The organism is Neorhizobium sp. NCHU2750 (assembly GCF_003597675.1).
Taxonomy (GTDB): Bacteria; Pseudomonadota; Alphaproteobacteria; order Rhizobiales; family Rhizobiaceae; genus Neorhizobium.
The window spans coordinates 3,739,742-3,762,778 of record NZ_CP030827.1 but is presented as its reverse complement, the minus strand read 5'-3'; the positions used below and the strand labels follow the sequence as shown (position 1 = coordinate 3,762,778).

The 23,037-nt window shown below is 63.1% G+C and carries 21 protein-coding genes; 10 read left to right on the top strand and 11 right to left on the bottom strand.

The window, feature by feature from the left end:
• Positions 1-2 precede the first annotated feature (2 nt).
• Positions 3-836 (bottom strand): IclR family transcriptional regulator, encoded by an 834-nt coding sequence (locus NCHU2750_RS18145; RefSeq protein WP_119941859.1) that lies wholly within the window; start codon positions 834-836, stop codon positions 3-5.
• Positions 837-1,004: 168 nt separating this feature from the next.
• Here NCHU2750_RS18145 and NCHU2750_RS18140 point away from each other — a divergent pair, with 168 nt between their 5' ends.
• The 9 genes from NCHU2750_RS18140 (at position 1,005) to NCHU2750_RS18100 (ending at position 10,263) form a co-directional block, all read left to right on the top strand.
• Positions 1,005-2,075, top strand: a complete 1,071-nt coding sequence (locus NCHU2750_RS18140; protein ID WP_119941857.1) for an ABC transporter ATP-binding protein — start codon at positions 1,005-1,007, stop codon at positions 2,073-2,075.
• A complete protein-coding gene (locus NCHU2750_RS18135; RefSeq protein WP_119941855.1) occupies positions 2,072-2,926 on the top strand; it encodes an ABC transporter permease in 855 nt (284 codons plus the stop codon). Before NCHU2750_RS18140 ends, NCHU2750_RS18135 begins: the two co-directional genes overlap by 4 nt.
• Before the next feature lie 11 nt (positions 2,927-2,937).
• Complete coding sequence (locus tag NCHU2750_RS18130) at positions 2,938-3,732, top strand: ABC transporter permease (protein ID WP_119941853.1); 795 nt, start codon at positions 2,938-2,940, stop codon at positions 3,730-3,732.
• Positions 3,733-3,738: 6 nt separating this feature from the next.
• The gene (locus tag NCHU2750_RS18125) at positions 3,739-4,029 is read left to right on the top strand and encodes a (2Fe-2S)-binding protein (RefSeq protein ID WP_119941851.1); all 291 of its coding nucleotides are present in this window, start codon (positions 3,739-3,741) and stop codon (positions 4,027-4,029) included.
• A complete protein-coding gene (locus NCHU2750_RS18120; RefSeq protein ID WP_119941850.1) occupies positions 4,026-5,432 on the top strand; it encodes an FAD/NAD(P)-dependent oxidoreductase in 1,407 nt (468 codons plus the stop codon). The genes NCHU2750_RS18125 and NCHU2750_RS18120 overlap by 4 nt, the downstream gene beginning before the upstream one ends.
• Complete coding sequence (locus NCHU2750_RS18115; protein ID WP_119941848.1) at positions 5,429-6,598, top strand: NAD(P)/FAD-dependent oxidoreductase; 1,170 nt, start codon at positions 5,429-5,431, stop codon at positions 6,596-6,598. Before NCHU2750_RS18120 ends, NCHU2750_RS18115 begins: the two co-directional genes overlap by 4 nt.
• 3 nt (positions 6,599-6,601) lie before the next feature.
• Positions 6,602-7,648 (top strand): ABC transporter substrate-binding protein, encoded by a 1,047-nt coding sequence (locus NCHU2750_RS18110; RefSeq protein ID WP_119943511.1) that lies wholly within the window; start codon positions 6,602-6,604, stop codon positions 7,646-7,648.
• A 107-nt stretch (positions 7,649-7,755) separates the two neighbouring features.
• Positions 7,756-8,676 carry a 2-hydroxyacid dehydrogenase gene (locus tag NCHU2750_RS18105; protein ID WP_119941846.1) on the top strand — a complete coding sequence of 307 codons (921 nt, stop codon included), beginning with the start codon at positions 7,756-7,758 and terminating at the stop codon, positions 8,674-8,676.
• A gap of 186 nt (positions 8,677-8,862) precedes the next feature.
• On the top strand, positions 8,863-10,263 hold the full coding sequence (locus tag NCHU2750_RS18100; RefSeq protein ID WP_119941844.1) for a hypothetical protein: 1,401 nt from the start codon (positions 8,863-8,865) through the stop codon (positions 10,261-10,263).
• 71 nt (positions 10,264-10,334) lie between these two features.
• Here the strand turns inward: NCHU2750_RS18100 and NCHU2750_RS18095 are convergent, their stop codons facing one another.
• The 6 genes from NCHU2750_RS18095 to hutI form a co-directional block, all read right to left on the bottom strand.
• Entirely contained in the window at positions 10,335-10,571 is a 237-nt protein-coding gene (locus NCHU2750_RS18095; protein ID WP_119941842.1) for a hypothetical protein, read from the bottom strand.
• A gap of 299 nt (positions 10,572-10,870) precedes the next feature.
• Complete coding sequence (locus NCHU2750_RS18090) at positions 10,871-11,830, bottom strand: siderophore-interacting protein (protein ID WP_119941840.1); 960 nt, start codon at positions 11,828-11,830, stop codon at positions 10,871-10,873.
• A 60-nt stretch (positions 11,831-11,890) separates the two neighbouring features.
• Positions 11,891-12,499 carry a HutD/Ves family protein gene (locus NCHU2750_RS18085; RefSeq protein WP_119943509.1) on the bottom strand — a complete coding sequence of 203 codons (609 nt, stop codon included), beginning with the start codon at positions 12,497-12,499 and terminating at the stop codon, positions 11,891-11,893.
• A gap of 215 nt (positions 12,500-12,714) precedes the next feature.
• Positions 12,715-14,400, bottom strand: coding sequence for a urocanate hydratase (gene hutU, locus NCHU2750_RS18080; protein ID WP_119941838.1), 1,686 nt, complete (start codon positions 14,398-14,400; stop codon positions 12,715-12,717).
• 28 nt (positions 14,401-14,428) lie between these two features.
• Positions 14,429-15,964, bottom strand: a complete 1,536-nt coding sequence (gene hutH / locus NCHU2750_RS18075) for a histidine ammonia-lyase (RefSeq protein WP_119941836.1) — start codon at positions 15,962-15,964, stop codon at positions 14,429-14,431.
• The gene (hutI, locus tag NCHU2750_RS18070) at positions 15,961-17,187 is read right to left on the bottom strand and encodes an imidazolonepropionase (RefSeq protein WP_119941834.1); all 1,227 of its coding nucleotides are present in this window, start codon (positions 17,185-17,187) and stop codon (positions 15,961-15,963) included. Before hutI ends, hutH begins: the two co-directional genes overlap by 4 nt.
• 102 nt (positions 17,188-17,289) lie before the next feature.
• Here hutI and NCHU2750_RS18065 point away from each other — a divergent pair, with 102 nt between their 5' ends.
• Positions 17,290-18,633: a formimidoylglutamate deiminase gene (locus NCHU2750_RS18065; protein WP_245480279.1), complete on the top strand. Its 1,344-nt coding sequence runs from the start codon at positions 17,290-17,292 to the stop codon at positions 18,631-18,633.
• Positions 18,634-18,637: 4 nt separating this feature from the next.
• On the opposite strand, the gene NCHU2750_RS18060 is transcribed toward NCHU2750_RS18065, so the two are convergent.
• The 4 genes from NCHU2750_RS18060 to NCHU2750_RS18045 are packed head-to-tail and all read right to left on the bottom strand — an operon-like array spanning position 18,638 to position 22,963.
• Positions 18,638-19,420, bottom strand: coding sequence for a FadR/GntR family transcriptional regulator (locus NCHU2750_RS18060; protein WP_119941832.1), 783 nt, complete (start codon positions 19,418-19,420; stop codon positions 18,638-18,640).
• 2 nt (positions 19,421-19,422) lie between these two features.
• Positions 19,423-20,409, bottom strand: coding sequence for a galactofuranose ABC transporter, permease protein YjfF (gene yjfF / locus NCHU2750_RS18055; protein WP_119941830.1), 987 nt, complete (start codon positions 20,407-20,409; stop codon positions 19,423-19,425).
• The gene (locus NCHU2750_RS18050; RefSeq protein ID WP_119941828.1) at positions 20,406-21,440 is read right to left on the bottom strand and encodes an ABC transporter permease; all 1,035 of its coding nucleotides are present in this window, start codon (positions 21,438-21,440) and stop codon (positions 20,406-20,408) included. Before NCHU2750_RS18050 ends, yjfF begins: the two co-directional genes overlap by 4 nt.
• Entirely contained in the window at positions 21,437-22,963 is a 1,527-nt protein-coding gene (locus tag NCHU2750_RS18045) for a sugar ABC transporter ATP-binding protein (RefSeq protein WP_119943505.1), read from the bottom strand. The genes NCHU2750_RS18050 and NCHU2750_RS18045 overlap by 4 nt, the downstream gene beginning before the upstream one ends.
• Positions 22,964-23,037: the final 74 nt, after the last annotated feature.

Genomic DNA, 23,037 nt, shown 5'->3' with positions numbered 1-23,037 from the left:
CGTCAGAGCGGGCGGGTCTGCGCCTGTACGTAGCTGAGGCTGCGCGACGGCGAGCGCAAAGCGGGATCGAAGGGGTTGATCCTGCGTCCCAGTTCGCGGGCCTCGGCTGCCAGAATGTCGACCATGGCCTGTAGTCTTTCCCCCTGTGCCCGCTCGGCAAGCGTGCCGACGCTGAGTGCCGCCACGGCGGTGCCGCTCGCATCGCAAACCGGGACGGCCACGCCCGCCATGCCGGGAATGAGGCCGGCATTGAAGCTGACGAAGCCCTGTTCGCGCGCATTGGCGAGCAGAAGCCGGAAGCTCGCCTCGTCGACATGGCTGCGGTCGAGAAGCCTTGGCATGTTGAACTTGATCACCGCCTCGCGTTCGGCCTCCGGCAAGTTTGCCAGGATGGCGGTACTGCCCTGGCCGATGCCGAGCGGTACCTTGCCACCGATATCGCCGGTGAAGGAGCGGATCGGGAAGGGACCCTCGACACGATCGAGGCAGACCGCATCATAGCCGTTGCGCACCAGAAGGAAGATGGTGTCGGTCAAGGTGGACGAAAGGCGCAGAAGCGCCGGCCGCGCCAGTTCGCGCAGGCCATCGGTGCGTCCGGCGCGGGCGGCGAGTACGAAGAATTCGAGTGCCAGGCGATAGCGCTTGCCGCCTGCCACCTGTTCGACGAAGCCTTCGGCAACCAGATCCTGCATGGCGCGATGCGCCGTCGGCTGGTTGCAACCGACCGTTTTCGCCACATCGATCAGCCGCATGCCCTCGCCATCGGCACCGGCCAGGGCCTTCAGCACAATCAGGGCGCGCCTCGCGCTGGAGATCTGTGGTGTTTCGTCATCCATTTATCGTAATCCAAATCGCCGATATCGGTCATGAATTACATATAGCGAAATATTTCAACGATAATTTTTCCATTTGGAATTTTTTGTTGACCATTTCCAGTTTCTTGCTGTCTCTTCAATTTCGGGAACGAAATTAGAAAAGCGCAAAACGGCGCTACTGGAGTGGACATGAGCTTTCTGACGCTCAATTCGCTGTCGAAGATTTATGGCAATTTCACTGCCGTCGATGCGGTCAATCTCGAAGTCAGCAAGGGCGAGTTCGTCTCGCTGCTCGGCCCGTCCGGTTGCGGCAAGACGACGACGCTGCAGATGATTGCCGGGCTTGTCGAACCGACGGCCGGCACGATCACCCTCGATGGCCGCAATATCACGGGTGAAAAGCCGAACCGCCGCGGGCTTGGCATCGTGTTCCAGACCTATGCACTGTTCCCGCATATGACGGTGGCGCAGAATGTCAGCTTCGGGCTGGAGATGCGCAAGGTAGCCAAGGCCGAACGCGACAAGCGCGTGGCGGAGGTGCTTTCGCTGGTCAGGCTCGACCGGTTTTCCGACCGCTATCCGCGCCAGCTTTCGGGTGGCCAGCGCCAGCGCGTGGCGATCGCCCGCGCCCTGGTGATCGAGCCGCCGGTGCTGCTTCTCGACGAGCCGCTTTCCAATCTCGACGCCAAGCTGCGCGAGGAGATGCAGTTCGAACTCCGGCGCATCCAGCAGACGGTCGGCACCACGACGATCATGGTGACGCATGACCAGGGCGAGGCGCTGTCGATCAGCGACCGGGTGGTCGTCATGGAACATGGAAAGATGACGCAGGCCGATGCGCCCTACGCCGTCTACGACCGGCCGGCGACGGAATTCATCTCCTCCTTCATCGGCAAGATGAACAGCATTTCCGGGCGGGCGCGCAAGTTCGGCATCGAGGCATCCGGCGTCATCCTGCCGGCGAGAGACTGTTCCGCCGCCGAGGGCGAGCCGGCTGTCCTGTCGCTACGTCCCGAGCGGATCACCATCCTGCCGCCGGGCGGCGGGCATCTGCATGGCGTGGTGAAGGCGCGGTTCTTCTTCGGCAGCCACTGGCTGTTCAACGTCGATACCGCGGTCGGCCAGATCGTCGTGTCCTGGCCCAACAGCGATGGTGGCGCCCTTCCGGCATCCGAAGGCGAAGCGGTCGGCCTGTCATGGCTGCCGCAAAGCGCGCGCGTCTCGCCTCTCACCAAGGCGCCTGCGGAGGCCGGCGCATGACAGCGCGCAGTTCCGGCCTGCCGTGGTTCCTGTCGACACCCGGCCTGATCTTCTTCGTCGGCATGGTCATCCTGCCGCTGGTGCTGACGGCGATCCTTTCCGTACACGCCTATGACTACAATACTGGCGTGCTGCCCACCTACACGCTGTCGAACTACACGACGGTGATGTCGGACCCATATTTCCTGTCGATCTTCTGGCGGACGCTGCAGATCTCGCTCATCACCACGATCATCTGTGTCGCGATCGGCGTGCCGGAGGCCTATATCCTGTCGAGGATGTGGAACCCCTGGCGGTCGATCTTCCTGCTCGTCATCATCGGGCCGCTGCTGGTTTCGGTCGTCGTGCGGTCTTTCGGATGGAGCATGCTGCTCGGCTCGACGGGGCTGATTTCCAAGGCAAGCATCATGCTGGGCTTCGGGCCGCTGCGCATCCTCTACAGCGAGGCGGCGATCGTGATCGCGCTCGTCCATGTCATGCTGCCCTTCATGATCATCCCCGTCTGGACGGCGATCCAGAAGCTTGATCCCGGTCTTGAGCCGGCGGCATGGTCGCTTGGCGCGTCGCGCTTCACGGCGATGCGGCGGATCATCCTGCCGCAGATCTCGCTCGGCATCCTTTCCGGCAGCCTGATCGTGTTCGGCCTTTCGGCAAGCTCGTTTGCCATTCCCGGCCTGCTCGGCGGACGCCGGCTGAAGATGGCGGCAACCGTCGTCTATGACGAATACATGCACGAGCTGAACTGGCCGCTCGGTGCCGCCATCGCCTTCATCGTGCTCGTCGCCAACCTTCTGATCATGCTGGCTTATAACCGGATGATCGAGGCGCGCGCCCGCAAGGTTCTGGGCTGAGGGGCAAGCACATGGAACGCAACGGACCCATCGCCCTCATCTTTCACGGCCTCGTCGTCTGCTTCGTGCTGGCGCCGCTCGTCATCATCTGTCTCGTGGCGTTCACGCCCGACAGCACGCTCACCATCCCGACGACGGAATTCTCACTGCGCTGGTTCAAGGCCGTGTTCGTCCATCCGGACTTCATGACGTCCTTCTACAACAGCCTGTGGCTCGCGACCCTGTCGGCGACGATTTCCGTGCTGATCTCGCTGCCGGCCGGCATTGCGATCTCTCGCTACACCTTTCCGGGGCGTGGCTTCCTCAACGGGCTCTTCCTGTCGCCGCTGATCATCCCGCATCTGGTGCTCGGCGTCGCGCTGCTGCGCCTGTTCTCGCTGATCGGCGCCACGGGCAGTTTCGGCTGGCTGGTGGCGAGCCATGTCGTGGTGATCACGCCTTATGTGCTGCGCCTCGTCATGGCAGCGCTGACCGGCATCGACCGCAATGCCGAGCAGGCGGCGCTGACGCTCGGCGCGGGGCCGCTTACCGTGTTCCGGCGGATCACCGTGCCGATGATCCTGCCCGGCATTACCGGCGGGTGGCTGCTCGCCTTCATCAACAGTTTCGACGAATTGACCATGTCGATCTTCGTCACCTCACCCCAGACCGTTACGCTGCCGGTCAGGATGTACATGTACGCGACGGAATCCATCGATCCGATGATGGCTGCCGTGTCCGCGCTGATGATCGCCCTGACAGGTGTCGCCATGCTCGTGCTCGACCGGGCATTCGGACTGGACCGTATCCTCGTCGGGCAGAAATGAACCGCCATGCCATTGCTGCATCGCATCGTGCGACAGAATGAAGTTCCGCTGCATTTCGTGCTGAACGGAAAGCCTTGCGAGGGACGGCGTGGCGACACGCTGCTCAGCGCCATCCTCACCGTGGACGACATGCTGCGGCCGAGCGACTTCACCCAGGAGCCGCGCGCCGGCTTCTGCCAGATGTCGGCCTGCCAGGACTGCTGGGTGACGCTGGAAAGCGGCGAACGGGTTCGTGCCTGTTCGACCCCGCTCGCCGAGGGAATGAAGGTCATCACAGGCGCGGGAGAGCGGGCATGAGCGGCGGTACACAAGACCGCGGCCAGCCGCTGATCGTCGGTGCTGGCCCGGCCGGCATTCGTGCTGCCGCCACGCTCGTCAGGGCAGGGCTTCGCCCGATCGTCGTCGACGAGGCGCCGGCATGCGGCGGCCAGATCTATCGCCAGCCGCTCGTGCCGGATGGACGAAACGCCAGGGCGCGCTATGGATCGGAGGCGCCGAAGGCCGAACGACTGCATCGGGAATTCGAAGGGCTGCAGGGCAAGCTCGATTATCTGCCGGGCAGTCTCGTCTGGGGCCTGTCGGATGGGGTTGCCGAGGTGGTGACGAATGGCAGCCACCGGCGGCTTCCGCATGACGGGTTGATTCTTGCGACAGGCGCGATGGACCGGATCCTGCCGGTTCCCGGCTGGACGCTTCCCGGCGTGTTCTCGCTCGGCGGGTCGCAGATCGCCTTGAAGGCGCAGGGCTGCGTTATCGGTTCGCGCGTCGTGTTTGCCGGCACGGGGCCGCTGCTCTATCTGGTCGCCTGGCAATATATGAAGGCCGGTGTGAAGGTCGTGGCGGTGCTCGATGCGGCGCCTTTCAGCGCCCAGATGGCCATGACCAAGGCACTGTCGTCCTTTCCCGCCGTCGTCATGCGCGGCACGCGCTTCGTGGCCGACATGATGATGAAGGGCGTGGCTTTCCATTATGGGATCACCAAGCTTTGCTTCGAGGGGAAAGGCCGTGTCGAGGGCGTCTCGTTCGAGGCGCGAGGCAAGCGCCGGCACCTGTCATGCGATGGCGCAGGCTTCGGGCTCGGGCTCAAGCCGGAAACCCAGCTTGCCGATCTTGCCGGTTGCCAGTTCGCCTTCAACGAACGGGACCGTGTCTTCCTGCCGGAAGTCGATGCCGCCCGGCGATCAACCGTCGCTGGCGTCTATCTCGCCGGTGACGGGTCCGGCATTGCCGGTGCCGATGCCGCCGAGCTTTCCGGCGAGCGCGCCGCGCTGTCGTTGATCGAGGATCGTGGCCTTGGCGTCGATGCCGGCCGTGCCGGCTTCATCGAGCGGAAACTTCAGAAGATCTTCGCCTTCCGCAATGTTCTCGAACAGTCCTTTCCGTTTCCGGCCCACTGGATCGCCGATCTGCCGGGCGAGACCATGGTCTGTCGCTGCGAGGAGATCGACGTGGCGACGATCCGCAATGCCACCGATCATTTCGGCATCGTCGAGATGAACCGGCTTAAGGCGGTGAGCCGCGTCGGCATGGGGCGTTGCCAGGGCCGTGTCTGTGGTGCTGCGGCAGCCGAGCTTCTCGCCGTGTCGACCGGGCGGCCGATAGCCGCCGTCGGTCGCCTGCGCGGGCAGGCGCCGGTCAAGCCTTTGCCGATTTCGCTTTCCGAGCCGGCGTCCGGCATGAGCGGGGAGGCTGCGCAATGAAGGTCGATGTCGCCATTATCGGCGGGGGGCTGGTCGGTTGTTCGGCGGCTCTGGCGCTGAAAAACAAGGGCCTGTCGGTTGCACTTCTCGAGCGCGGCTTCTGCGGTGCGCAGGCAAGCGGTGTCAATTATGGTGGGGTGCGCCGCCAGGGGCGCCCGACGCATCAATTGCCGTTGGCGCAGCGGGCGCATGCGATATGGCCGAAACTCCAGCAACTGATCGGCATAGACGGAGAGTTCCGCCGCACCGGTCAGCTGAAGCTTGCCCGCAGCGAGGCGGAGATGGCCTCGCTCGAGGACTATGCCAGGGTGGCTGCCACTTCGGATCTGAAGCTCGAGCTGCTCGGCGCCAATGCGCTTGCGGAGCGGTTTCCGTGGATCGACCGCAGCATCGTCGTCGGCGCGTCGTTTTCGGCGGATGACGGACAGGCGAACCCCCGGCTCGTCTCGGCCGGGTTTGCTGCGGCCGCAAGGCGGGCGGGCGTTCAGGTGTTCGAGCAGACCCCGGTTCTCGGCGTGTCGAAGGAGCAGGACGGCTTTCTCGTCGAGGCGCAGGGCATGCCGCAGATCCGTGCGGCGCATCTCATCAATGCCGCCGGCGCCTGGGCCGGGCCGTTTGCGGATGCCTTCGGCGAGGGTGTGCCGCTCGGGCGGATCTATCCGTCGATGATCGTCACCGAACCGATGAAGGTGTTCATGACGGTCAATACCGGCGTCGAGGGCGGTAATGTCTATGCCCGGCAGGTCGAGCGCGGCAATTGCATCATCGGTGGCCAACGCGGTCTGGCGCGCGCCGACAACGAGGATTTCTCGCGGCCGACGGCCGAGGGCGTATCCGTCGTCATGCAGCGCGCGGCGCAGCTCTTTCCTTCGCTCAAGCATGCCCATGCGATCCGTTTCTGGTCCGGGACCGAAGGTGCGATGCCGGACAAGAACCCGGTGATCGGCGCAAGCAGTACCACGGCCGGGCTGATCCATGCCTTCGGCTTTTCCGGCGCCGGCTTCCAGATCGCGCCGGGCGTCGGCGAAGTGATCGCCGAGCTTGTTACCGATGGCAAGGCCACGACACCGATCGACTCCTTTGCGATCACCCGTTTTTCCGTCGGCGCCGCCCAGGGCTCGGGCGCCGGCGCTTTGCAAGAGAGCCTCGAACCAAGGGGAACGTGAATGATGAAATCCATCTATGCGGCACTTGCCGCCAGCATCGCATGCCTGACCGTTGCGGGCTCCGCCCATGCCGAGACGAAGACCCTCTATGTCGGGATGAACGGCGGCAATCTCGAGCGCACTTTCACCGATGCGGTCTTTCCTGCCTTCGAAAAGGCCAATGACGTGAAGATCGTCGTGGTGCCGGGTACCTCGGCCGACATCCTGGCCAAGGCGACCGCTTCGAAGGACGCGCCGCAGATGAACCTGATGTTCCTCGACGACGGCATCATGGTGCGCGCCATCGGGCTCGGCCTTTGCGAGAAGCTGCAGGACAGCCCGGAACTGCGTGAAGTCGACAAGGCCGCGCGGATGAAGGACGACATGGCTGTCGGCATCAACATGGGCATGACCGGGATTGCCTACAACACCAAGGTGTTTGCCGATAACGGCTGGGCACCGCCGACATCGTGGATGGATTTCGCCGATCCGAAATTCGCCAACAAGGTCGTCTTCCAGTCGGCTTCCGCATCCTCCTTTGGCCTGCATGCCTTCCTGATGTTCAACCGCATCCAGGGTGGTGACGAAACCAATGTCGAACCCGGCTTTTCCAAGTTCAGCGACATGATCGGCAAGAACGTCATCGAATATATTCCGAGCTCGGCCAAGATCTCCGAAATGACGCAGTCGGGCGAAGCCGCGATCTTCCCGCTGACGCCGACGGCCGTCAACACGCTGAAGGCGCAGAATATTCCGGTCGAATATGCGCAGCCGAAGGAAGGTTCGGTCGTGCTGATGTATACCGCCTGCACGATTGCCAAGAACAACGAGCCGGAACTGACGCAGAAGCTCGCCGCCTACCTGATGTCGGCCGACGCGCAGTCGAAGGCGCTCGATGCCGGCGACGTCTATCCGTCCAACCCGAAGGCCGTTTCCTCGACGCCGGAGGGCCAGGCCAAGCTTGCCGCCTTCCAGACCTATATGAAGACCGCCGTCGTCCTCGATTGGGATGCGATCAACACCAAGCGGGCCGAGTGGAACAGCCGCTGGAACAAGCTGATCGAGCAATAATCATCTTCGCCTGACATTCGTTTCGCCGGCAAGCGCCTTGCGGGATCTCACGATCCTGGAAGGCGGTTTCCGGCGAAGTCGTGCAATGATTTCTTACGGAGTGCCGCGTGAGCCTCGTCATCATCAGAAAAACCGCCCCGACGGCTCCCTGGCAACAGGCTTTCGCCGCCCAGGCTGCCGATCTTACCGTGCATGCCTGGCCCGAGACCGGCCCGCTCGAAGAGGTGGACTATGTTCTCTGCTGGGCGCCCGGTGCGCATGAGATCGCCCGCTATCCCAATCTCAAGGCGGTATTTTCTCTGGGGGCGGGGGTCGATCACCTCTTAAGTGACGATACCATACCGCTGCATCTGCCGATCGTGCGGATGGTCGACACGTCGATCACCGAGGGCATGGTGCAATATGTCGTCATGGCGGTGGTCAATCATCACCGCCGGATGGAGGGTATGCGCGCCAACCAAGTTGACAAGGTCTGGCAGAAACTGGATCTCGTCAGCCCGCGGATCGGCATCATGGGCATGGGCGGCCTCGGGCAGGCGTCTGCCAAGGTGCTTTCTGCCATGGGCTACAGGATACGGGGCTGGAACAGAAGCGGCCGGCCGGTTGCCGGCATCGAGGTATTCGGCGGCGAAAGCGGATTGCTGCCCTTTCTTTCCGGAACCGACATTCTCATCAGCCTTCTGCCGCATACGCAGGAAACGATCTCGATCCTCAACCGCGACACCTTCTCGGCCCTGCCCAAGGGCGCCTATGTGATCAATGCCGGGCGCGGCGAGCAGCTTGTCGAGGAGGATCTGCTCGAGCAGCTGCGCAGTGGCCATCTGTCCGGGGCCATGCTGGATGTCTTCCGCAAGGAGCCGCTGGCGGCCGACCACCCGTTCTGGACCGAGCCGAACATCACCGTCACCCCGCATATCGCAAGCTGGGTCGATCCCGTTGCCGGTACCGGCCATGTGCTGCGTTCGATCGAGGCCTTCGAGCGAGGCGAGCGACCCGAGGGGCTTGTCGATCGTGCCGTCGGTTATTAGCCGGCAAACTGAGTTTTGCCTCGGCATCGGCTTCTTAAGCATTGCGAGACATGCGTTTTCGGATAGCAGACCTGATGCCGCCGGTGGTGGACAAGAGCGGGATTATGCTGCATTGCAGCAATATTAGGGGAACGAATTAATCGAAAGGTCGCGCCGGACAAGTAGCCGGCTCGGATCAGTCTGCCCATGAGTAACGTCCCGGCCGTTGCCGCGCCGCAAAAGACACAGGTGATGACACTTGCCGACGGGCTGACCTTTGCAGGCGCTATGGTCTACACGGTCGCTCAGGTCACCGGTGCGCCGCCATTGATGTTCCAGGTGGCATCCGTGATGGCGATCGTCGCAGTGCTGTCCGGCTGGACGAGGCTGGCGGTCATTGCCAAGACCTTCGTTTCCGCGGCGTTCATCCTGCTGCTTGCGTCGGAACTGCTGCTGCCTGCAGAAAAGGCCGTGATGGTGGAAAAGGCGCTTTACCAGGGCGTCGGCTTTTCATCCTTCCTGTCGATGCTCGGCATGCTGCGTTATGCCGTCGGCCGGTCCGAGATTATCCGTAATGCGGCGGAGTATCTGATGAGCATGCCCGGCCGCCGCCGCTATCAGGCGGTCAAGGTGGGTAGCCATCTGTTGAGCCTGCTGTTCAATATCGGCATCATCTCGCTGATCGGCCAGATGGTGGCACGTGCCACCGAAGGCACCGACCGCCAGGGCGAGCGCCGGTCCATCCTGCTCGCTGCCATGCGTGGCACGGTGCTGATGACGATATGGTCGCCGCTCGGTGTCGGTTTTGCCATCATCACCCAGTCGATCCCCAATCTGGCCCCGACCGCCTTCGTGATCGCTGCATTCGCCACGACCATCGCGCTGGTGGTGATCACCACGATCTTCCACACGGAAACCACGGGCAAGCTGGTTGTCGTCGGCGCCGATGATGTCGACGATCAGCCGTCCGTCCTGCCGTTGATGATCACGCTCTGCGCCTGTTTCGGCCTGTTTGCCTGCACGATGGCGCTTCATGCGGTGCTCGACGTCAGCCCGCTCGTCGCATCGCTGATCGTCCTGCCGCTTTTTGCCATCGGATGGGTGCATTACGAACAGCATGTGCCGGTTCGGCGCATGGGACACGAGATCAAGGCGATGATCGGCAACATGGCGGCGATGCGGACCGAAAGTGCCATCTACCTGTCGGCCAGCGTGATCGGAGCGACGGCCGTTGTGCTGCTTGAAGGGCGTGGAAGCTTCATGGGTGAGCTCAACCAGCTGCCGCCGGCGCTGCTTGCAGGATCATGTATCCTTGCCATCGCGGCAAGCGCCGTGCTGTTCATCCCGCATTCGATCGTCGTCGTATTCCTGGCTCAGCTGTTCGGAGCGGCCGCTTTCGGCAATGCGCATCCGATACTTTTGGCGCTGGCACTTTCGCTCGGCTGGGCGGCGGGTATCGCGCTTTCACCCATCAGCGCCATGACGATTACCATGGCACGCCTGACATCCACCTCGGCCACGACGATCGTGCTCAGGTGGAACGGCGCGTTCGCCGTGACGGTCATGGCGAGCTCGCTTCTGCTCGTCCTGGCCATCGCTTATCTCTGATATCCGAAAGGATATGTGCCTCGCCGGGCGGATCTGGACGATTCCGGCGGCAATGCCTTCAGGGCGACCGCTCAGGCCGAGCGGTCTTCGATCTGCTGTTCGATCAGTTCACGCGCCAGTTCGTGCGTGCCTTCCTCATCGTCTCCAGCTGCTTCCGTGATCTTGTCGATCGCGGAAAGAAAGATTTCCTGCTCTTCCTCGGCGCTCAATATGCCCTTCTCGATCAGAGTATCGATCAGGGACGAAAGCAACGCCGCAGAAGAAAGCGTCATGGCCTCAGACATCAGTCTGGCGGATTCACTTGTCATGCCCGCACCTCCGGTACTCGACTGCGAAATACACACTAGAGGGGGTCCACGACATTGCTGTGATGTTGCCCAGGCTGCATGGGCATCGTCATCGCAGGCACCCTCATGCAACGAAAAGTGCGCATTTTCCGCGTTTGAGCAAGCTCGAATGCTTAGCGAGGTTACGAGGTAAGGTTAATTCGATGATTTATAGCCATGCATGACGGCAACCTATGGAAGAAAAGGTAATCAAATACCTTTTCTCTCGCTGCTCCCGTGGGTTAGGTGAAAAGCACCCGCTGCGCGCCAAGGGTGTGGCATCAGCTCCAATAGGCGGCGGCGGTGAAATCGCGCTTGTTCATGCCGCGTTCGAGGAGCTGCGTTCGGGCAATCTTGGCGTCATCCGCGTGCCCGGCAAACCAGACATAGGTGCCGGCGTCGAACTCCGTTTCAGCCAGTGCCTCCGTCAGATTTGCAACGATGCTGACGCGGGGGTCGCCTGCCAGTTCGCAGAGGTTGTCAGCACTTGCCTTGATGAAGGCGCGAACCTCTCCGGGTGCATCCTGCAGCATGCGAATGATCGCCGGCATGGCCGTTTCGTCGCCGAAAAGGACGAGCTTGTCGCCTTCCGGGCAGGCGCCGCCGCCCGGGCCGATAATGCCGACCGTGCGGCCGGTGGGATCCTCCTTCACCCAGTCCGAAGTCGGGCTGCCGGTGTGATGGAAGATGTCGAATTCCAGCCAGTTGTCGCCATAGGCGACAGTCGTGTAGCAGGGGCGGTGCAGGGCATCGTCGCCTTCCGGCCAGACAGTGCGTCCACTGGCGGCAATACGCGGCCAGCAGGGCGGGCGTCCGCGACGGGGAATGAGAAGGCGGAAGTGATAGCTGCCGGTGCCGAAGCGCTCGGCATCATGGCCTTCCAGCCGAACGCGGGTGAAACCGGGTGAGCGACGGGTGACGGAGGCGACCTGCATCAGTGCCATGCCCGGCGCCAGCGCGCCCTCGGCGACTTCATCCCATTTCGGGCAGAGAAGGCATTCCTCGAAGAGTTCGGTCAGGCTGCCCTGTAGCGTCTGTAGCAGGCGCTGTTCGGGTGAGGATATCTCGATCGTCACGCCGTTGGCATCAGGATAGAGCGTCGCCCTGGAGTTCCACACATGGAAGCAGAAGCCCGAGGCTTCCTCGGTCAGCGGCACATCCCATTCGGCGGCGCGTTTCTTCAATGCGTCGATCGCGGCGCCGTTATCACGGGTGATGCGGCCTCGGGTCTGGTGCAGCATGTTGCCTGTCCGGAATGTCAGTCCTGTGTGGCGGACTAAGATCATTCATGACTTCGAAAGTCAACATTCCTTATCGGCGTCGGGTAGCGGCAGGGCGGCCGTGTCAGCGCCCTCGAACAGCCGGATGACAAAGCCGGAGCCGCTGCCGGAGAGGCTAACCTCCGTGCCAGCCTCAAGCAAGGCGCAATCGAGGGCTGCCAAAGCAGCATCTGCTTTGCCGGCTGCAACGCGAATTTCGCCGCGATGGCAGAGAAGGAGCGTGAGCGTTCTCGAGGTCTCGATACTTGCCGGCGCCGTTATCGTCTCGACCTCATGGGCAAACCGGCCGCGGCGGGTCATGACGTTGAGATCGGTGATCGTGCCATCGACCAGACGGGCCGTCGTCGGGGCATCGGCGGGGAAGGGATAGGGTGCGGATGCCTGCGTGAGCAGAGTGGTGTCGCGGCCTTCGATCGCCAGTTCCATGCCCTCGCCTTCGAGGATGGATAGCGTGCGATCTATCTCGGGAAAAACGGAAAACGGGCCATCCTCGGCGACGGTTGCCATGCTGATGCGCCAGTCGAATGTGTCGACGGTGGCCGCGTCCGGGAAGACAGCGATTTCAACGGTTTCACCGCGGCCGTTCTTCCACGGCATGCGTCTGTGGTCCAAGGCTCGCAGGATTTTCATCATTTTGGAACTCCGCAAGGTGATGGATAGATGACGTTGTGGATTGGTCAAGAAAGACCCCTCCCAACCCTCCCCACAAGGGGGAGGGCAAACCCAGCCGCGCCGCTGAGGGACTCATTTGAGGCAGACGGGTGCCTCAATGTTTCTCCCCCCTTGTGGGGGAGATGGCCGGCAGGCCAGAGGGGGACTTTGATCGCGGGGTAGTTCTCGCGTACTCAGTTGCCGAGAATGCCCGGCAGGCGCAGGCCTTTTTCCTTGGCGCAGTCGATGGCGATGTCGTAGCCGGCATCGGCATGGCGCATGACGCCGGTGGCCGGGTCGTTCCACAGCACGCGTTCCAGACGGCGGTCGGCCTCTTCCGAACCGTCGCAGCAGATCACCATGCCGGAATGCTGCGAGAAGCCCATGCCGACGCCGCCGCCGTGATGCAGCGACACCCAGGTGGCACCCGAGGCGGTGTTGAGCAGGGCGTTCAGGAGCGGCCAGTCGGAGACGGCGTCCGAGCCGTCCTTCATGGCTTCGGTTTCGCGGTTCGGCGAGGCGACCGAGCCACTGTCGAGGTGGTCGCGGCCGATGACGATCGGGGCGGAGAGTTCGCCGGTGCGGACCATTTCGTTGAAGGCGAGGCCGAGCTTGTGGCGATCGCCGAGGCCGACCCAGCAAATGCGCGCCGGCAGGCCCTGGAAGGCGATGCGTTCACGGGCCATGTCCAACCAGTTATGCAGGTGCTTGTTGTCCGGCAGCAGTTCCTTGACCTTGGCATCGGTCTTGTAGATGTCTTCCGGATCGCCGGACAGCGCCGCCCAGCGGAACGGGCCGACGCCGCGGCAGAAGAGCGGGCGGATATAAGCGGGTACGAAGCCGGGGAAGGCGAAGGCGTTTTCGAGGCCTTCTTCCTTGGCCATCTGGCGAATGTTGTTGCCGTAATCGAGGGTCGGCACGCCGGCATCCCAGAAGGCGACCATGGCTTCGACATGGATCTTCATCGAGGCGCGGGCAGCGGCTTCGACAGACTTCGGATCGCTTTCACGCTTGGCCTTGGCTTCGGCAACCGTCCAGCCGATCGGCAGGTAGCCGTTGCGGGGATCGTGGGCGGAGGTCTGGTCGGTGACGATATCGGGGCGCGGGCCACCGGCCTTCATGCGGCGCACGAGTTCGGGGAAGATCTCGGCGGCGTTGCCGATAAATGCGATCGATTTCGCCTCGCCGGCCTTGGTCCAGGCATCGATCTTGGCCAGAGCCTCGTCGAGATCGTGGGTCTTTTCATCGACATAGCGGGTGCGCAGGCGGAAGTCGGCGCGGGTTTCGTCGCATTCGACCGCGAGGCAGCAGGCGCCGGCCATGACGGCTGCGAGCGGCTGGGCGCCGCCCATGCCGCCGAGGCCGCCGGTGAGGATCCACTTGCCCTTGAGGTTGCCGTCATAGTGCTGGCGGCCGGCTTCCACGAAGGTTTCATAGGTGCCCTGAACGATGCCCTGCGCGCCGATATAGATCCACGAACCGGCGGTCATCTGGCCATACATGGCCAGGCCCTTCTTATCCAGTTCGTTGAAATGGTCCCAGGTCGCCCAATGCGGCACGAGGTTGGAATTGGCGATCAAGACGCGCGGGGCATCCTTGTGGGTGCGGAACACGCCGACCGGCTTGCCGGACTGGACGAGCAGGGTTTCTTCTTCCGTCAGCGTCTTCAGTGTCTCGGCAATCTTGTCGAAATCGGCCCAGGTGCGGGCAGCGCGGCCGATGCCGCCATAGACGACCAGCTCATGCGGGTTTTCAGCCACATCCGGATCGAGGTTGTTCATCAGCATGCGAAGCGGTGCTTCGGTCATCCAGCTTTTGGCGTTGAGTTCGTTACCGCGGGGGGCGCGGACATCACGGATGTTATGACGCGGATTTGTCATGACTAGATTTCCCGGCTTTGTTGGTTGGTTAGATATCGAGCACCGGCAGGATGCCGGATGAAATTGCGTTGACCAGGGCGCCGGAGGCGACAAGGCCGGCGGCAGCCGCGAGGTCCGGCGCCATGTAGCGGTCGTCTTCCAGGGCAGGGATGGCCGAGCGAAGTACGGCGACGGCCTTTTCGAGCTCCGGGCTGGTCTTCAAGGGACCGCGCAGTTCGACGCCCTGGACGGCGGCCAGCGCCTCGATGCCGAGAATGCCGAACAGGTTTTCGGTCATGGCCAGCAGGCGGCGGGCGCCGTGGCAGGCCATAGACACATGGTCTTCCTGGTTGGCCGAGGTCGGGGTCGAATCGACCGATGCCGGATGCGACATCTGCTTGTTCTCACTCATCAGCGCGGCAGAGGTGACTTCGGCGATCATCAGGCCGGAATTCAGGCCGGGCTTCTTCGACAGAAAGGCAGGCAGGCCATAGGAGAGGGCGGGATCGACGAGCAGTGCGATACGGCGCTGGGCGATGGCACCGATCTCGCAGATCGCGAGCGCCGTCTGGTCGGCGGCGAAGGCCACCGGTTCGGCGTGGAAATTGCCGCCGGAGACGACCTCGTTATCCGAGAGGACGAGCGGGTTGTCGGTTACTGCGTTTGCTTCGATTTCGAGCGTGCGGGCGACCTGGCGCAGAAGATCGAGGCAGGCGCCATCGACCTGCGGCTGGCAGCGGATGCAGTAGGGGTCCTGAACGCGCTCATCGCCATCGATATGGCTTTCGCGGATCTGGGAGCCGGTCAGAAGCTGGCGCAGGGCGGCGCCCGCATCGATCTGGCCCTTGTGGCCGCGCAGGGTATGGATGTCGGGATGGAAGGGGGCGGAGGACCCCATGGCTGCATCGGTCGACAGGGCGCCGGTGACAAGCGCGGTCTGGGCGGCGCGGTGGGCGCGGAACAGGCCTGCCAGCGCCAGTGCGGTGGAGGTCTGGGTGCCGTTGATCAGTGCCAGACCTTCCTTCGCGGCCAGAACGACCGGCTTTAAGCCGGCCTTGGCGAGCGCATCGGCGGATGACATCCGTTCACCGGCGAAGAAGGCTTCGCCTTCGCCCATCATCGCGGCGGCCATATGGGCAAGCGGTGCTAGGTCGCCCGAGGCGCCGACGGAACCCTTTTCTGGAATGAGCGGGATGACGCCCTTTTCCAGCATAGCCTCGATCAGGCGGATGAGATCGAGACGAACGCCCGATGCGCCGCGGCCGAGCGAGATCAGCTTCAGCGCCATGATCAGGCGAACGACATTTTCCGGCAGAGGTGCACCAAGGCCGCAGCAATGCGACAGGATGAGATTGCGCTGCAGGGTGGCGAGGTCGGCACTATCGATCTTGATAGAGGCGAGTTTGCCGAAGCCGGTATTGATGCCGTAGACCGGCGCATTGCCGGCGGCGATTTCGGCGATGCGGTTGGCACCTTTCAGCACTGCTGCATCAAAGGATGCATCGAGTCTCGCAGAGCCGTTGGTCCAGTAGATTTCGGCGAGATCCTTGAGGGGAACACTGCCCGGATGAAGAGTGATGGTCATGCGGATACCTGTTGCCCCTTGAAGATACGGGAGTGGAGAGGATTGAAGCCGATGCGGTAGACGAGCTCCGCCGGCCGCTCGATGTTCCAGAGGGCGAGATCGGCCGATTTGCCGACTTCCAGCGTGCCGATGCTGTCGAGAAGGCCGAGAGCACGCGCTGCCTCGCGGGTGGCACCGGCAATGCATTCGTCGACGGTCAAGCGGAAGAGCGTTGCTGCCATGTTCATGGTCAGAAGCAGCGAGGTCAGCGGCGAGGTGCCGGGATTACAGTCGGTGGAGATGGCAATATGGGTGCCGGCATCGCGCAAGGCCTGAACCGGCGGCTTCTGCGTCTCGTTGATGGCGTAGAAGGCGCCCGGGAGCAGAACGGCGACCGTGCCGGCCTCTGCCATGGTGGATGCACCTTCGGCGTCGAGATATTCGACATGGTCGGCAGAGAGGGCGCCGTAGGAGGCAGCCATTTTGGCGCCGCCGAGATTGGAGAGCTGTTCTGCGTGTAGCTTGACGGGAATGCCGAGTGCCTTGGCATGATCGAAGACCCGGCGCATCTCCTCGACGGAGAAGGCAATGCCCTCACAGAACCCGTCTACCGCATCGATCAGCCCTTCGGCATGGGCCTTGTCCATGCCGGGTAGAACGATGTCGGTGATATAGTCACCGTTGCGCCCCTTGTATTCGACTGGGGTCGCATGGGCTGCCAGATAGGATGTCGCGATCCTGACCGGGCGAACCTTTTCCAGCGCGCGGGCGGCGCGCAGCATGTTGAGTTCGCCTTCGATATTGAGCCCGTAGCCGGACTTGATCTCGACGGTCGAGATGCCTTCCGACAGCAGGGTGTCGAGCCGCGGCAGGGTCGCCTCGACGAGCCCTTCAACCGTCAAGCCATTGGTTGCCTTGACGGAAGATACGATGCCGCCGCCGGCACGCGCCACTTCTTCATAGGTCGCGCCGGCCAGCCGCATTTCGAATTCCATCGCCCGGTCGCCGCCGAAGACGAGATGGGTGTGGCAATCGACAAGCGACGGGGTGATCCAGCGTCCGCCGCAATCGACGATCTCGGCCGAAGCGAGCATGTCTGCGGGAATATCCGACCGTTTGCCGACAAAGGCGATCGTTGCGCCATCGGCGACGATTGCGCCATCCTCGATTGCGCCGAGGCCGGCGTGATGCGGGTCCAGTGTTGCGATCCTGGCATTCTGCCAGATCTTATAGGCTGTAGCCATTGCGCTCCCTCTTTCGCGTCTTGTGAATGGCTTCGTTCGTCGTTATGTATATACTTAATAGCCGGCGAGGCAAGCCGGTATCGTGACAAAAAGGGAATAGCCGTGACTGTGATATTCGCCGAACACGCCCTAATCGGGGACGAAATCAAATCGGACGTGCGCATCTCCATCGCTGACGGGCGCATTGAGCGGATCGAAATCGGTGTGAAGGCTGAGGCCGGCGACGAGCGCCACAGCTTCGTCCTGCCGGGCATGCCCAATCTTCACAGCCACACATTCCAGCGTGCCATGGCGGGTCTCGCCGAAACCCGCGGACCGGGCGCAGACAGTTTCTGGAGCTGGCGCACGGTGATGTATCAGTTCGGCCTGTCGATGAATCCGGAGCAGCTGGAAGCGATCGCCGCACAAGCCTTCATGGAAATGGTCGAGCAGGGTTTTTCCCGTGTCGGCGAATTCCATTACCTGCACCATGATCGCGACGGTTCGCTGTACGCCAATCCGGCAGAGCATCTGGAGCGGATCGCTGCCGCATCGGTCGAGACGGGGATCGGGCTTACCATGCTACCGGTCTTCTATGCCCATTCCGGGTTTGGCGGCACGGCGCCGGTCGAAGGGCAGAGGCGCTTCATCCATGATCTCGACCAGTTCGCTGTGCTGATGGCGCGGGGTGGCGAAATCGCCCGCGATCTTCCCGGCGCGAATCTGGGCCTTGCTCCCCACAGCCTTCGCGCGGCAACTCCGCAGGAGCTCGCCGCGCTGATCGAGATGACGTCGGGGCCGATCCATATCCATGTTGCCGAACAGGTGAAGGAAGTCGAGGACTGCATTGCCTGGAGCGGCCAGCGGCCGGTCGAATGGCTGCTCAACCATGCGCCGGTCGATGATCGCTGGTGCTTCATCCATGCCACGCATGTGACGCCGAGCGAAGTCGAGAGAATGGCGAAATCGGGTGCGATCGCCGGCCTCTGCCCCGTCACCGAAGCCAATCTCGGAGACGGCATTTTCCCGGTCTCGTCGTTCCTCGGCCATGGCGGCCGGTTCGGTGTCGGTACGGATTCGAATGTGTCGATCTCGCTCAGGGAAGAGTTGCAGATCCTCGAATATTCGCAGCGCCTTTCAGAACGCTCGCGCAATGTCATTGCAGCGCCCGGCCAGTCGACCGGGGTGTCGCTGTTCACCAAGGCTCTCGATGGCGGTGCGGCCGCACTCAAATCGCCGGCCGGGATCGTTGCCGGCCAATCGGCCGATCTCTTCACGCTCGACCTCAGCAATGTGCCGTGGTCGGCAAAGCACGCGATCGATCAATGGATCTTTGGTGCGGGCATCGGCGTCGATTGCGCCTGGGTGCGCGGTCAAAAGCTGGTCTCGGGCGGGCGACATGTCGGCCGGGACGAGATTTCGTCGCGCTTCCGAAAGGTCGTGTCGGACCTGGTTGCGGCCGGCTGAGAGATCAGCGGTCGTCGACGCTGACCGGCTTGCGGGCGTCGCTTGCGTCCCGCTCGGCGCTGCGTATGGAGCCGCGGATGCGGCTCTTGCCCACCTCGATGACATGCCGCATGGCCGACATGGCCTTGGCCGGATCGCGCGAGGCAATCGCATGGACGATGCGCAGGTGATTGGTCGCCACCTCGTCGATCGTTTCCGGCGAGGCGGCCGGCGACGAGAGCTGGAAGGAGATGGCGAGTGCCGCCTCGATCAGCGCGCTTGCCGAGCGCATGAACGGATTGCCGGACATTCTTGCGATGGCAAGATGGAACTCGAGATCGACCTGGGCCACCGTTTCCGGCGTGTGGTTGAGGTCGTCGAAGCGGGCGGCGATGGCATAAAGGGCGACGATATCGTCGCTGGTGGCGCGAGCGGCCGCCGCCGCTGCCGCTGCCGGTTCGAGCGCCAGACGGATTTCGGCCAGATGCTCGATGAAGTCGAAATCGAGGCCCGACTGGAAGCGCCAGCCGAGCACATCCGAATCAAAGAAGTTCCAGCTGTCGCGGGGAAGCACGCGTGTGCCGACCTTTGCCTTTGCCTCGATCAGCCGCTTGGCCGAGAGCGTCTTCATCGCTTCACGCAGGACCGTGCGCGAGACGCCGAAACGGGCGGAAAGCTCTGCATCTCCGGGCAATAGCGATCCTTCCGGTATCTTGCCGGAGACGATGCCGCGTCCGAGTTCGGCCACCACATGGGCGTGGTTTCCTCCCCTCTTCCTGCCGCTGATCGTCGTTTCCAGAAGACCCAAAATCAAACCTCCTTCAATTGCCGGACTGCAAGTCGGCGGTCTGAATACCAGATGATTGTGCGCTGCAACACGATGAATATGAACAGCAGGATGCCGATGACGATCTTCGTCCACCAGGAGGAGAGCGTGCCGTCGAAGACGATGTATGTCTGGATCAAACCCTGCAGCAGGATGCCGACAAAGGTTCCGGCGATGAGGCCGACGCCGCCGGTCAGCAGCGTGCCGCCGATGACGACGGCCGCTATCGCGTCGAGTTCCACACCAACGGTCGCCAGCGAATAACCGGACGAGGTATAGAGCGTGTAGACGATCCCGGCGAGGCCGGAGAGAAAGCCGGAAAGCGCATAGATGCGGATCGTCGTGGCGCCCACCGGCACGCCCATCAGTTCCGCCGACTGCAGGTTGCCACCGATCGCATAGACATTGGCGCCGAAGCGGGTGCGCGCCGCGATGAAGATGCCGGCGGCAAAGACCGCAAGCATGATCATGGCGAGAAGGGTCAGACGGCCACCGCCGGGAAAGCGGATATAGAAGCCCATCATGTCATCGATGAATTCGTGGGTGATCGGCACGGATTCGGTCGAGACGAGATAGGCGGCGCCGCGGGCCAGGAACATGCCGGCCAGGGTAACGACGAAAGGCGGGATGCCGAGATAGCGGATCATCGCGCCCATAAGGCAGCCGAACAGGGTCGAGATGACGAGTGCGGCGATGAAGGCGGTGATCGGGTGCAGGCCGAAGGAGCCGACCATGACGGCGACGAAGACACTGGTGAAGGCGATCACCGAGCCGACCGAGAGATCGATGCCGCCGGAGATTATGACGAAGGTCATGCCGACCGCGGCGATGCCGAGAAAGGCGTTGTCGGTCAGAAGGTTGCCGATCACCCGCGTCGACAGCATGTTGGGATACTGCGCGACGCAGAGCCCGTAGGCGATGATGAAGATCGCAAGCGTGGTGACGAAGGGCAGGTTGCGGGCGTGGATCATCGTGTCGCCTCCTTCGTTCCGTGATTGAGCTTTTGCGCCCGGCGGGACGATTTCAGGAAGCCGAGCAGGGTCATGACTGCCGGCGACTGCAGCGTCAGCACGACGATGATGATGCCGGCCTTGATGATCAGGTTGAATTCCGGCGGGAAGCCGGCGACCAGAATGCCGGTATTGATCGACTGGATGATCAATGCGCCGATCAGCGAAGCGGTGATCGAGAAGCGCCCGCCATTCAGCGAGGTTCCGCCGACGACGACGGCGAGAATGGCATCGAGCTCCAGCCACAGACCGGCATTGTTGGCATCGGCGCCACGGATGTCGGCGGTGACGATCATGCCGGCGATCGCGGCGCAGAGGCCGGATATGGCATAGGCCGAAAACAGCAGGAAGCGGGCGCGCACGCCGGCTAGGCTTGCGGCGCGGCGGTTGATGCCGGTCGCCTCGATGAGGAAGCCGAGCGCCGTGCGGCGCATCAGGAGGCCGATCACAAGCGCGGTTCCGACCCAGAGATAGATGGGCAAGGGCACGCCGGCCAAAGCGCCGGAGCCGAGGGCTGCGAATGTGTCGTCGTTGAAGGTGAGGATGACGCCCTCGGTGATCAGCTGGGCGATGCCGCGGCCGGCGACCATCAGGATCAGCGTGGCGATGATCGGCTGGATGTCGAGGAGCGCCACCAGCACGCCGTTCCATAGGCCGCAGAGGATGCCGACGCCGAGCGAGACGAAGATGACGATAGGCAGCGGGTAATCATGGGATATCAGCGTTGCGGCAACTGCACCGCAGATGGCGATGACGGCGCCGATGGAAAGATCGATGCCGCGCGTGGCGATGACCAGCGTCATGCCGACGGTCAGCAGGGCGACCGGGGCCGCGCGCACGAGAATGTCGATCAGGCTGCCGTAAAGCCGGCCGTTCTGCACCGAAATGGTGAGGAAGCCGGGAGCAACGAGACTGATGGCGCCAAGAATGATGGCAAGAGCGATGAGCTGCGGGGCAAGCCGGCGAAGGCGGCGGGTGATCAGGTTCATCATGCGGCCTCCGTCTTATCCGTTCCGGCGATCGCTTCGATGATCGCGTCGGTGGTGAGGCGGCTGCCGGACAGTTCGGCGACGTGGCGACGATCGGACAGTACGATGACGCGGTGGGCGACGGCGGTCAGTTCCTCCAGTTCGGACGAGATGACGACGAGCGACATGCCCTCTGCGCAGAGTTTTTCGATCATCTTGAGGATTTCCGCATGGGCGCCGATATCGATGCCGCGGGTCGGCTCGTCGAGGATCAGCAGCCGCGGTTCGGTGACCAGCCAGCGGGCCAGGATCGCCTTCTGCTGGTTGCCGCCGGACAGGAATTTTATCGGCCGTTCGCGGTCGGCGGGGCGGATGTCGAGCGACTTGATGAGGCTGTCGGCGAGTTCGCGCTTGTAGGCGGACGAGATTGGCCGCATCCAGCCGCGCCTTGCCTGCAGCGCCAGGGCGATATTGTCGGCGACGGAGAGGTCTCCGACAATGCCATCCGTCTTGCGCTCTTCCGGACAGAAGCCGAAGCCGTTGGCGATTGCCGCCTCCGGCGAGGCGATTGCCACTTCCCGCCCGTCGATCGTTGCCGTACCGCTGTCGGCGCGATCTATGCCGAACAGAAGGAAGGCCGTTTCCGAGCGGCCAGAGCCGAGAAGCCCGGCAATGCCGACCACTTCTCCCGGCCTGATATCGAGATCGAAGGGCGCAACGCTGCCCTTCTTGCCGTAGTTTTCGAAGCGGATCGTAGGCGGTCCGCGCTCGTCGACCGTCTCGGCCTCCGCCTGATGGTCGCGGGTGATATGCTGCAGCTCGCGGCCGAGCATCATCGAGATCAGTTCGAGGCGGGGCAGGTCGGCCAGCGCGCGGCTGCCGACGAGGCGGCCGTTGCGTAGCACGGTGACGCGATCGGCGATCTCGTAAACCTGGTCGAGGAAATGGGTGATGATGACGATGCCGAGGCCTTCGGCGCGCAGCTGGCGAAGCACGGCGAAAAGGCCCTTCACCTCGTTGGCGTCAAGGCTTGCCGTCGGCTCGTCGAGGACCAGAACCTTGCCGGACAGATCGACGGCGCGGGCAATCGCGATGATCTGGCGAATGGCGACGGAAAAGGACGAGAGCAGCGCATCGACATCGATGTCGAGCCCGTAGCGGGCAAGCAGGGCTCTTGCCCCTTCGCGCATGGCGCGGCGATCGATCATGCCGAAACGGCGCGGCTGGCGGCCGAGAAACAGGTTTTCGGCGACCGTCAGGTTTTCCAGAAGATTGACCTCCTGGTAGACCGTGCCGATGCCGAGGGCCTGGGCGTCGCCGACATTTTCCGGGTGGATCTCCTGGCCTTCGAGCGAGACGGTTCCCCGGTCACGGCGATAGACGCCGGTCAGGATCTTGATCAGCGTCGACTTTCCGGCGCCGTTTTCGCCGAGCAGGGCGTGGATTTCGCCGGCCCCGAGGGTGAAGTCGACGTCATCGAGTGCCGGGATGCCGAAAAAGGATTTGCCGATGGCCCGGGCTTCGAGAAGAGCATGTTGTCCTGGCATGTCTGCGTCCCGCATCATGATGGAAAGCCGAAGCGGGCGGTGGGCCCGCTTCGGTCGGTTCGCAGCCTTCGGCC

What these genes read in the sequence shown, in the direction of transcription:
- NCHU2750_RS18145 (WP_119941859.1), bottom strand. Translation starts at nt 836, where the DNA reads ATGGATGACGAAACACCACAGATCTCCAGCGCGAGGCGCGCCCTGATT.
- NCHU2750_RS18140 (WP_119941857.1), top strand. Translation starts at nt 1,005, where the DNA reads ATGAGCTTTCTGACGCTCAATTCGCTGTCGAAGATTTATGGCAATTTC.
- NCHU2750_RS18135 (WP_119941855.1), top strand. Translation starts at nt 2,072, where the DNA reads ATGACAGCGCGCAGTTCCGGCCTGCCGTGGTTCCTGTCGACACCCGGC.
- NCHU2750_RS18130 (WP_119941853.1), top strand. Translation starts at nt 2,938, where the DNA reads ATGGAACGCAACGGACCCATCGCCCTCATCTTTCACGGCCTCGTCGTC.
- NCHU2750_RS18125 (WP_119941851.1), top strand. Translation starts at nt 3,739, where the DNA reads ATGCCATTGCTGCATCGCATCGTGCGACAGAATGAAGTTCCGCTGCAT.
- NCHU2750_RS18120 (WP_119941850.1), top strand. Translation starts at nt 4,026, where the DNA reads ATGAGCGGCGGTACACAAGACCGCGGCCAGCCGCTGATCGTCGGTGCT.
- NCHU2750_RS18115 (WP_119941848.1), top strand. Translation starts at nt 5,429, where the DNA reads ATGAAGGTCGATGTCGCCATTATCGGCGGGGGGCTGGTCGGTTGTTCG.
- NCHU2750_RS18110 (WP_119943511.1), top strand. Translation starts at nt 6,602, where the DNA reads ATGAAATCCATCTATGCGGCACTTGCCGCCAGCATCGCATGCCTGACC.
- NCHU2750_RS18100 (WP_119941844.1), top strand. Translation starts at nt 8,863, where the DNA reads ATGAGTAACGTCCCGGCCGTTGCCGCGCCGCAAAAGACACAGGTGATG.
- NCHU2750_RS18095 (WP_119941842.1), bottom strand. Translation starts at nt 10,571, where the DNA reads ATGACAAGTGAATCCGCCAGACTGATGTCTGAGGCCATGACGCTTTCT.
- NCHU2750_RS18090 (WP_119941840.1), bottom strand. Translation starts at nt 11,830, where the DNA reads ATGCTGCACCAGACCCGAGGCCGCATCACCCGTGATAACGGCGCCGCG.
- NCHU2750_RS18085 (WP_119943509.1), bottom strand. Translation starts at nt 12,499, where the DNA reads ATGAAAATCCTGCGAGCCTTGGACCACAGACGCATGCCGTGGAAGAAC.
- hutU (WP_119941838.1), bottom strand. Translation starts at nt 14,400, where the DNA reads ATGACAAATCCGCGTCATAACATCCGTGATGTCCGCGCCCCCCGCGGT.
- hutH (WP_119941836.1), bottom strand. Translation starts at nt 15,964, where the DNA reads ATGACCATCACTCTTCATCCGGGCAGTGTTCCCCTCAAGGATCTCGCC.
- hutI (WP_119941834.1), bottom strand. Translation starts at nt 17,187, where the DNA reads ATGGCTACAGCCTATAAGATCTGGCAGAATGCCAGGATCGCAACACTG.
- yjfF (WP_119941830.1), bottom strand. Translation starts at nt 20,409, where the DNA reads ATGATCCACGCCCGCAACCTGCCCTTCGTCACCACGCTTGCGATCTTC.
- NCHU2750_RS18050 (WP_119941828.1), bottom strand. Translation starts at nt 21,440, where the DNA reads ATGATGAACCTGATCACCCGCCGCCTTCGCCGGCTTGCCCCGCAGCTC.
- NCHU2750_RS18045 (WP_119943505.1), bottom strand. Translation starts at nt 22,963, where the DNA reads ATGCCAGGACAACATGCTCTTCTCGAAGCCCGGGCCATCGGCAAATCC.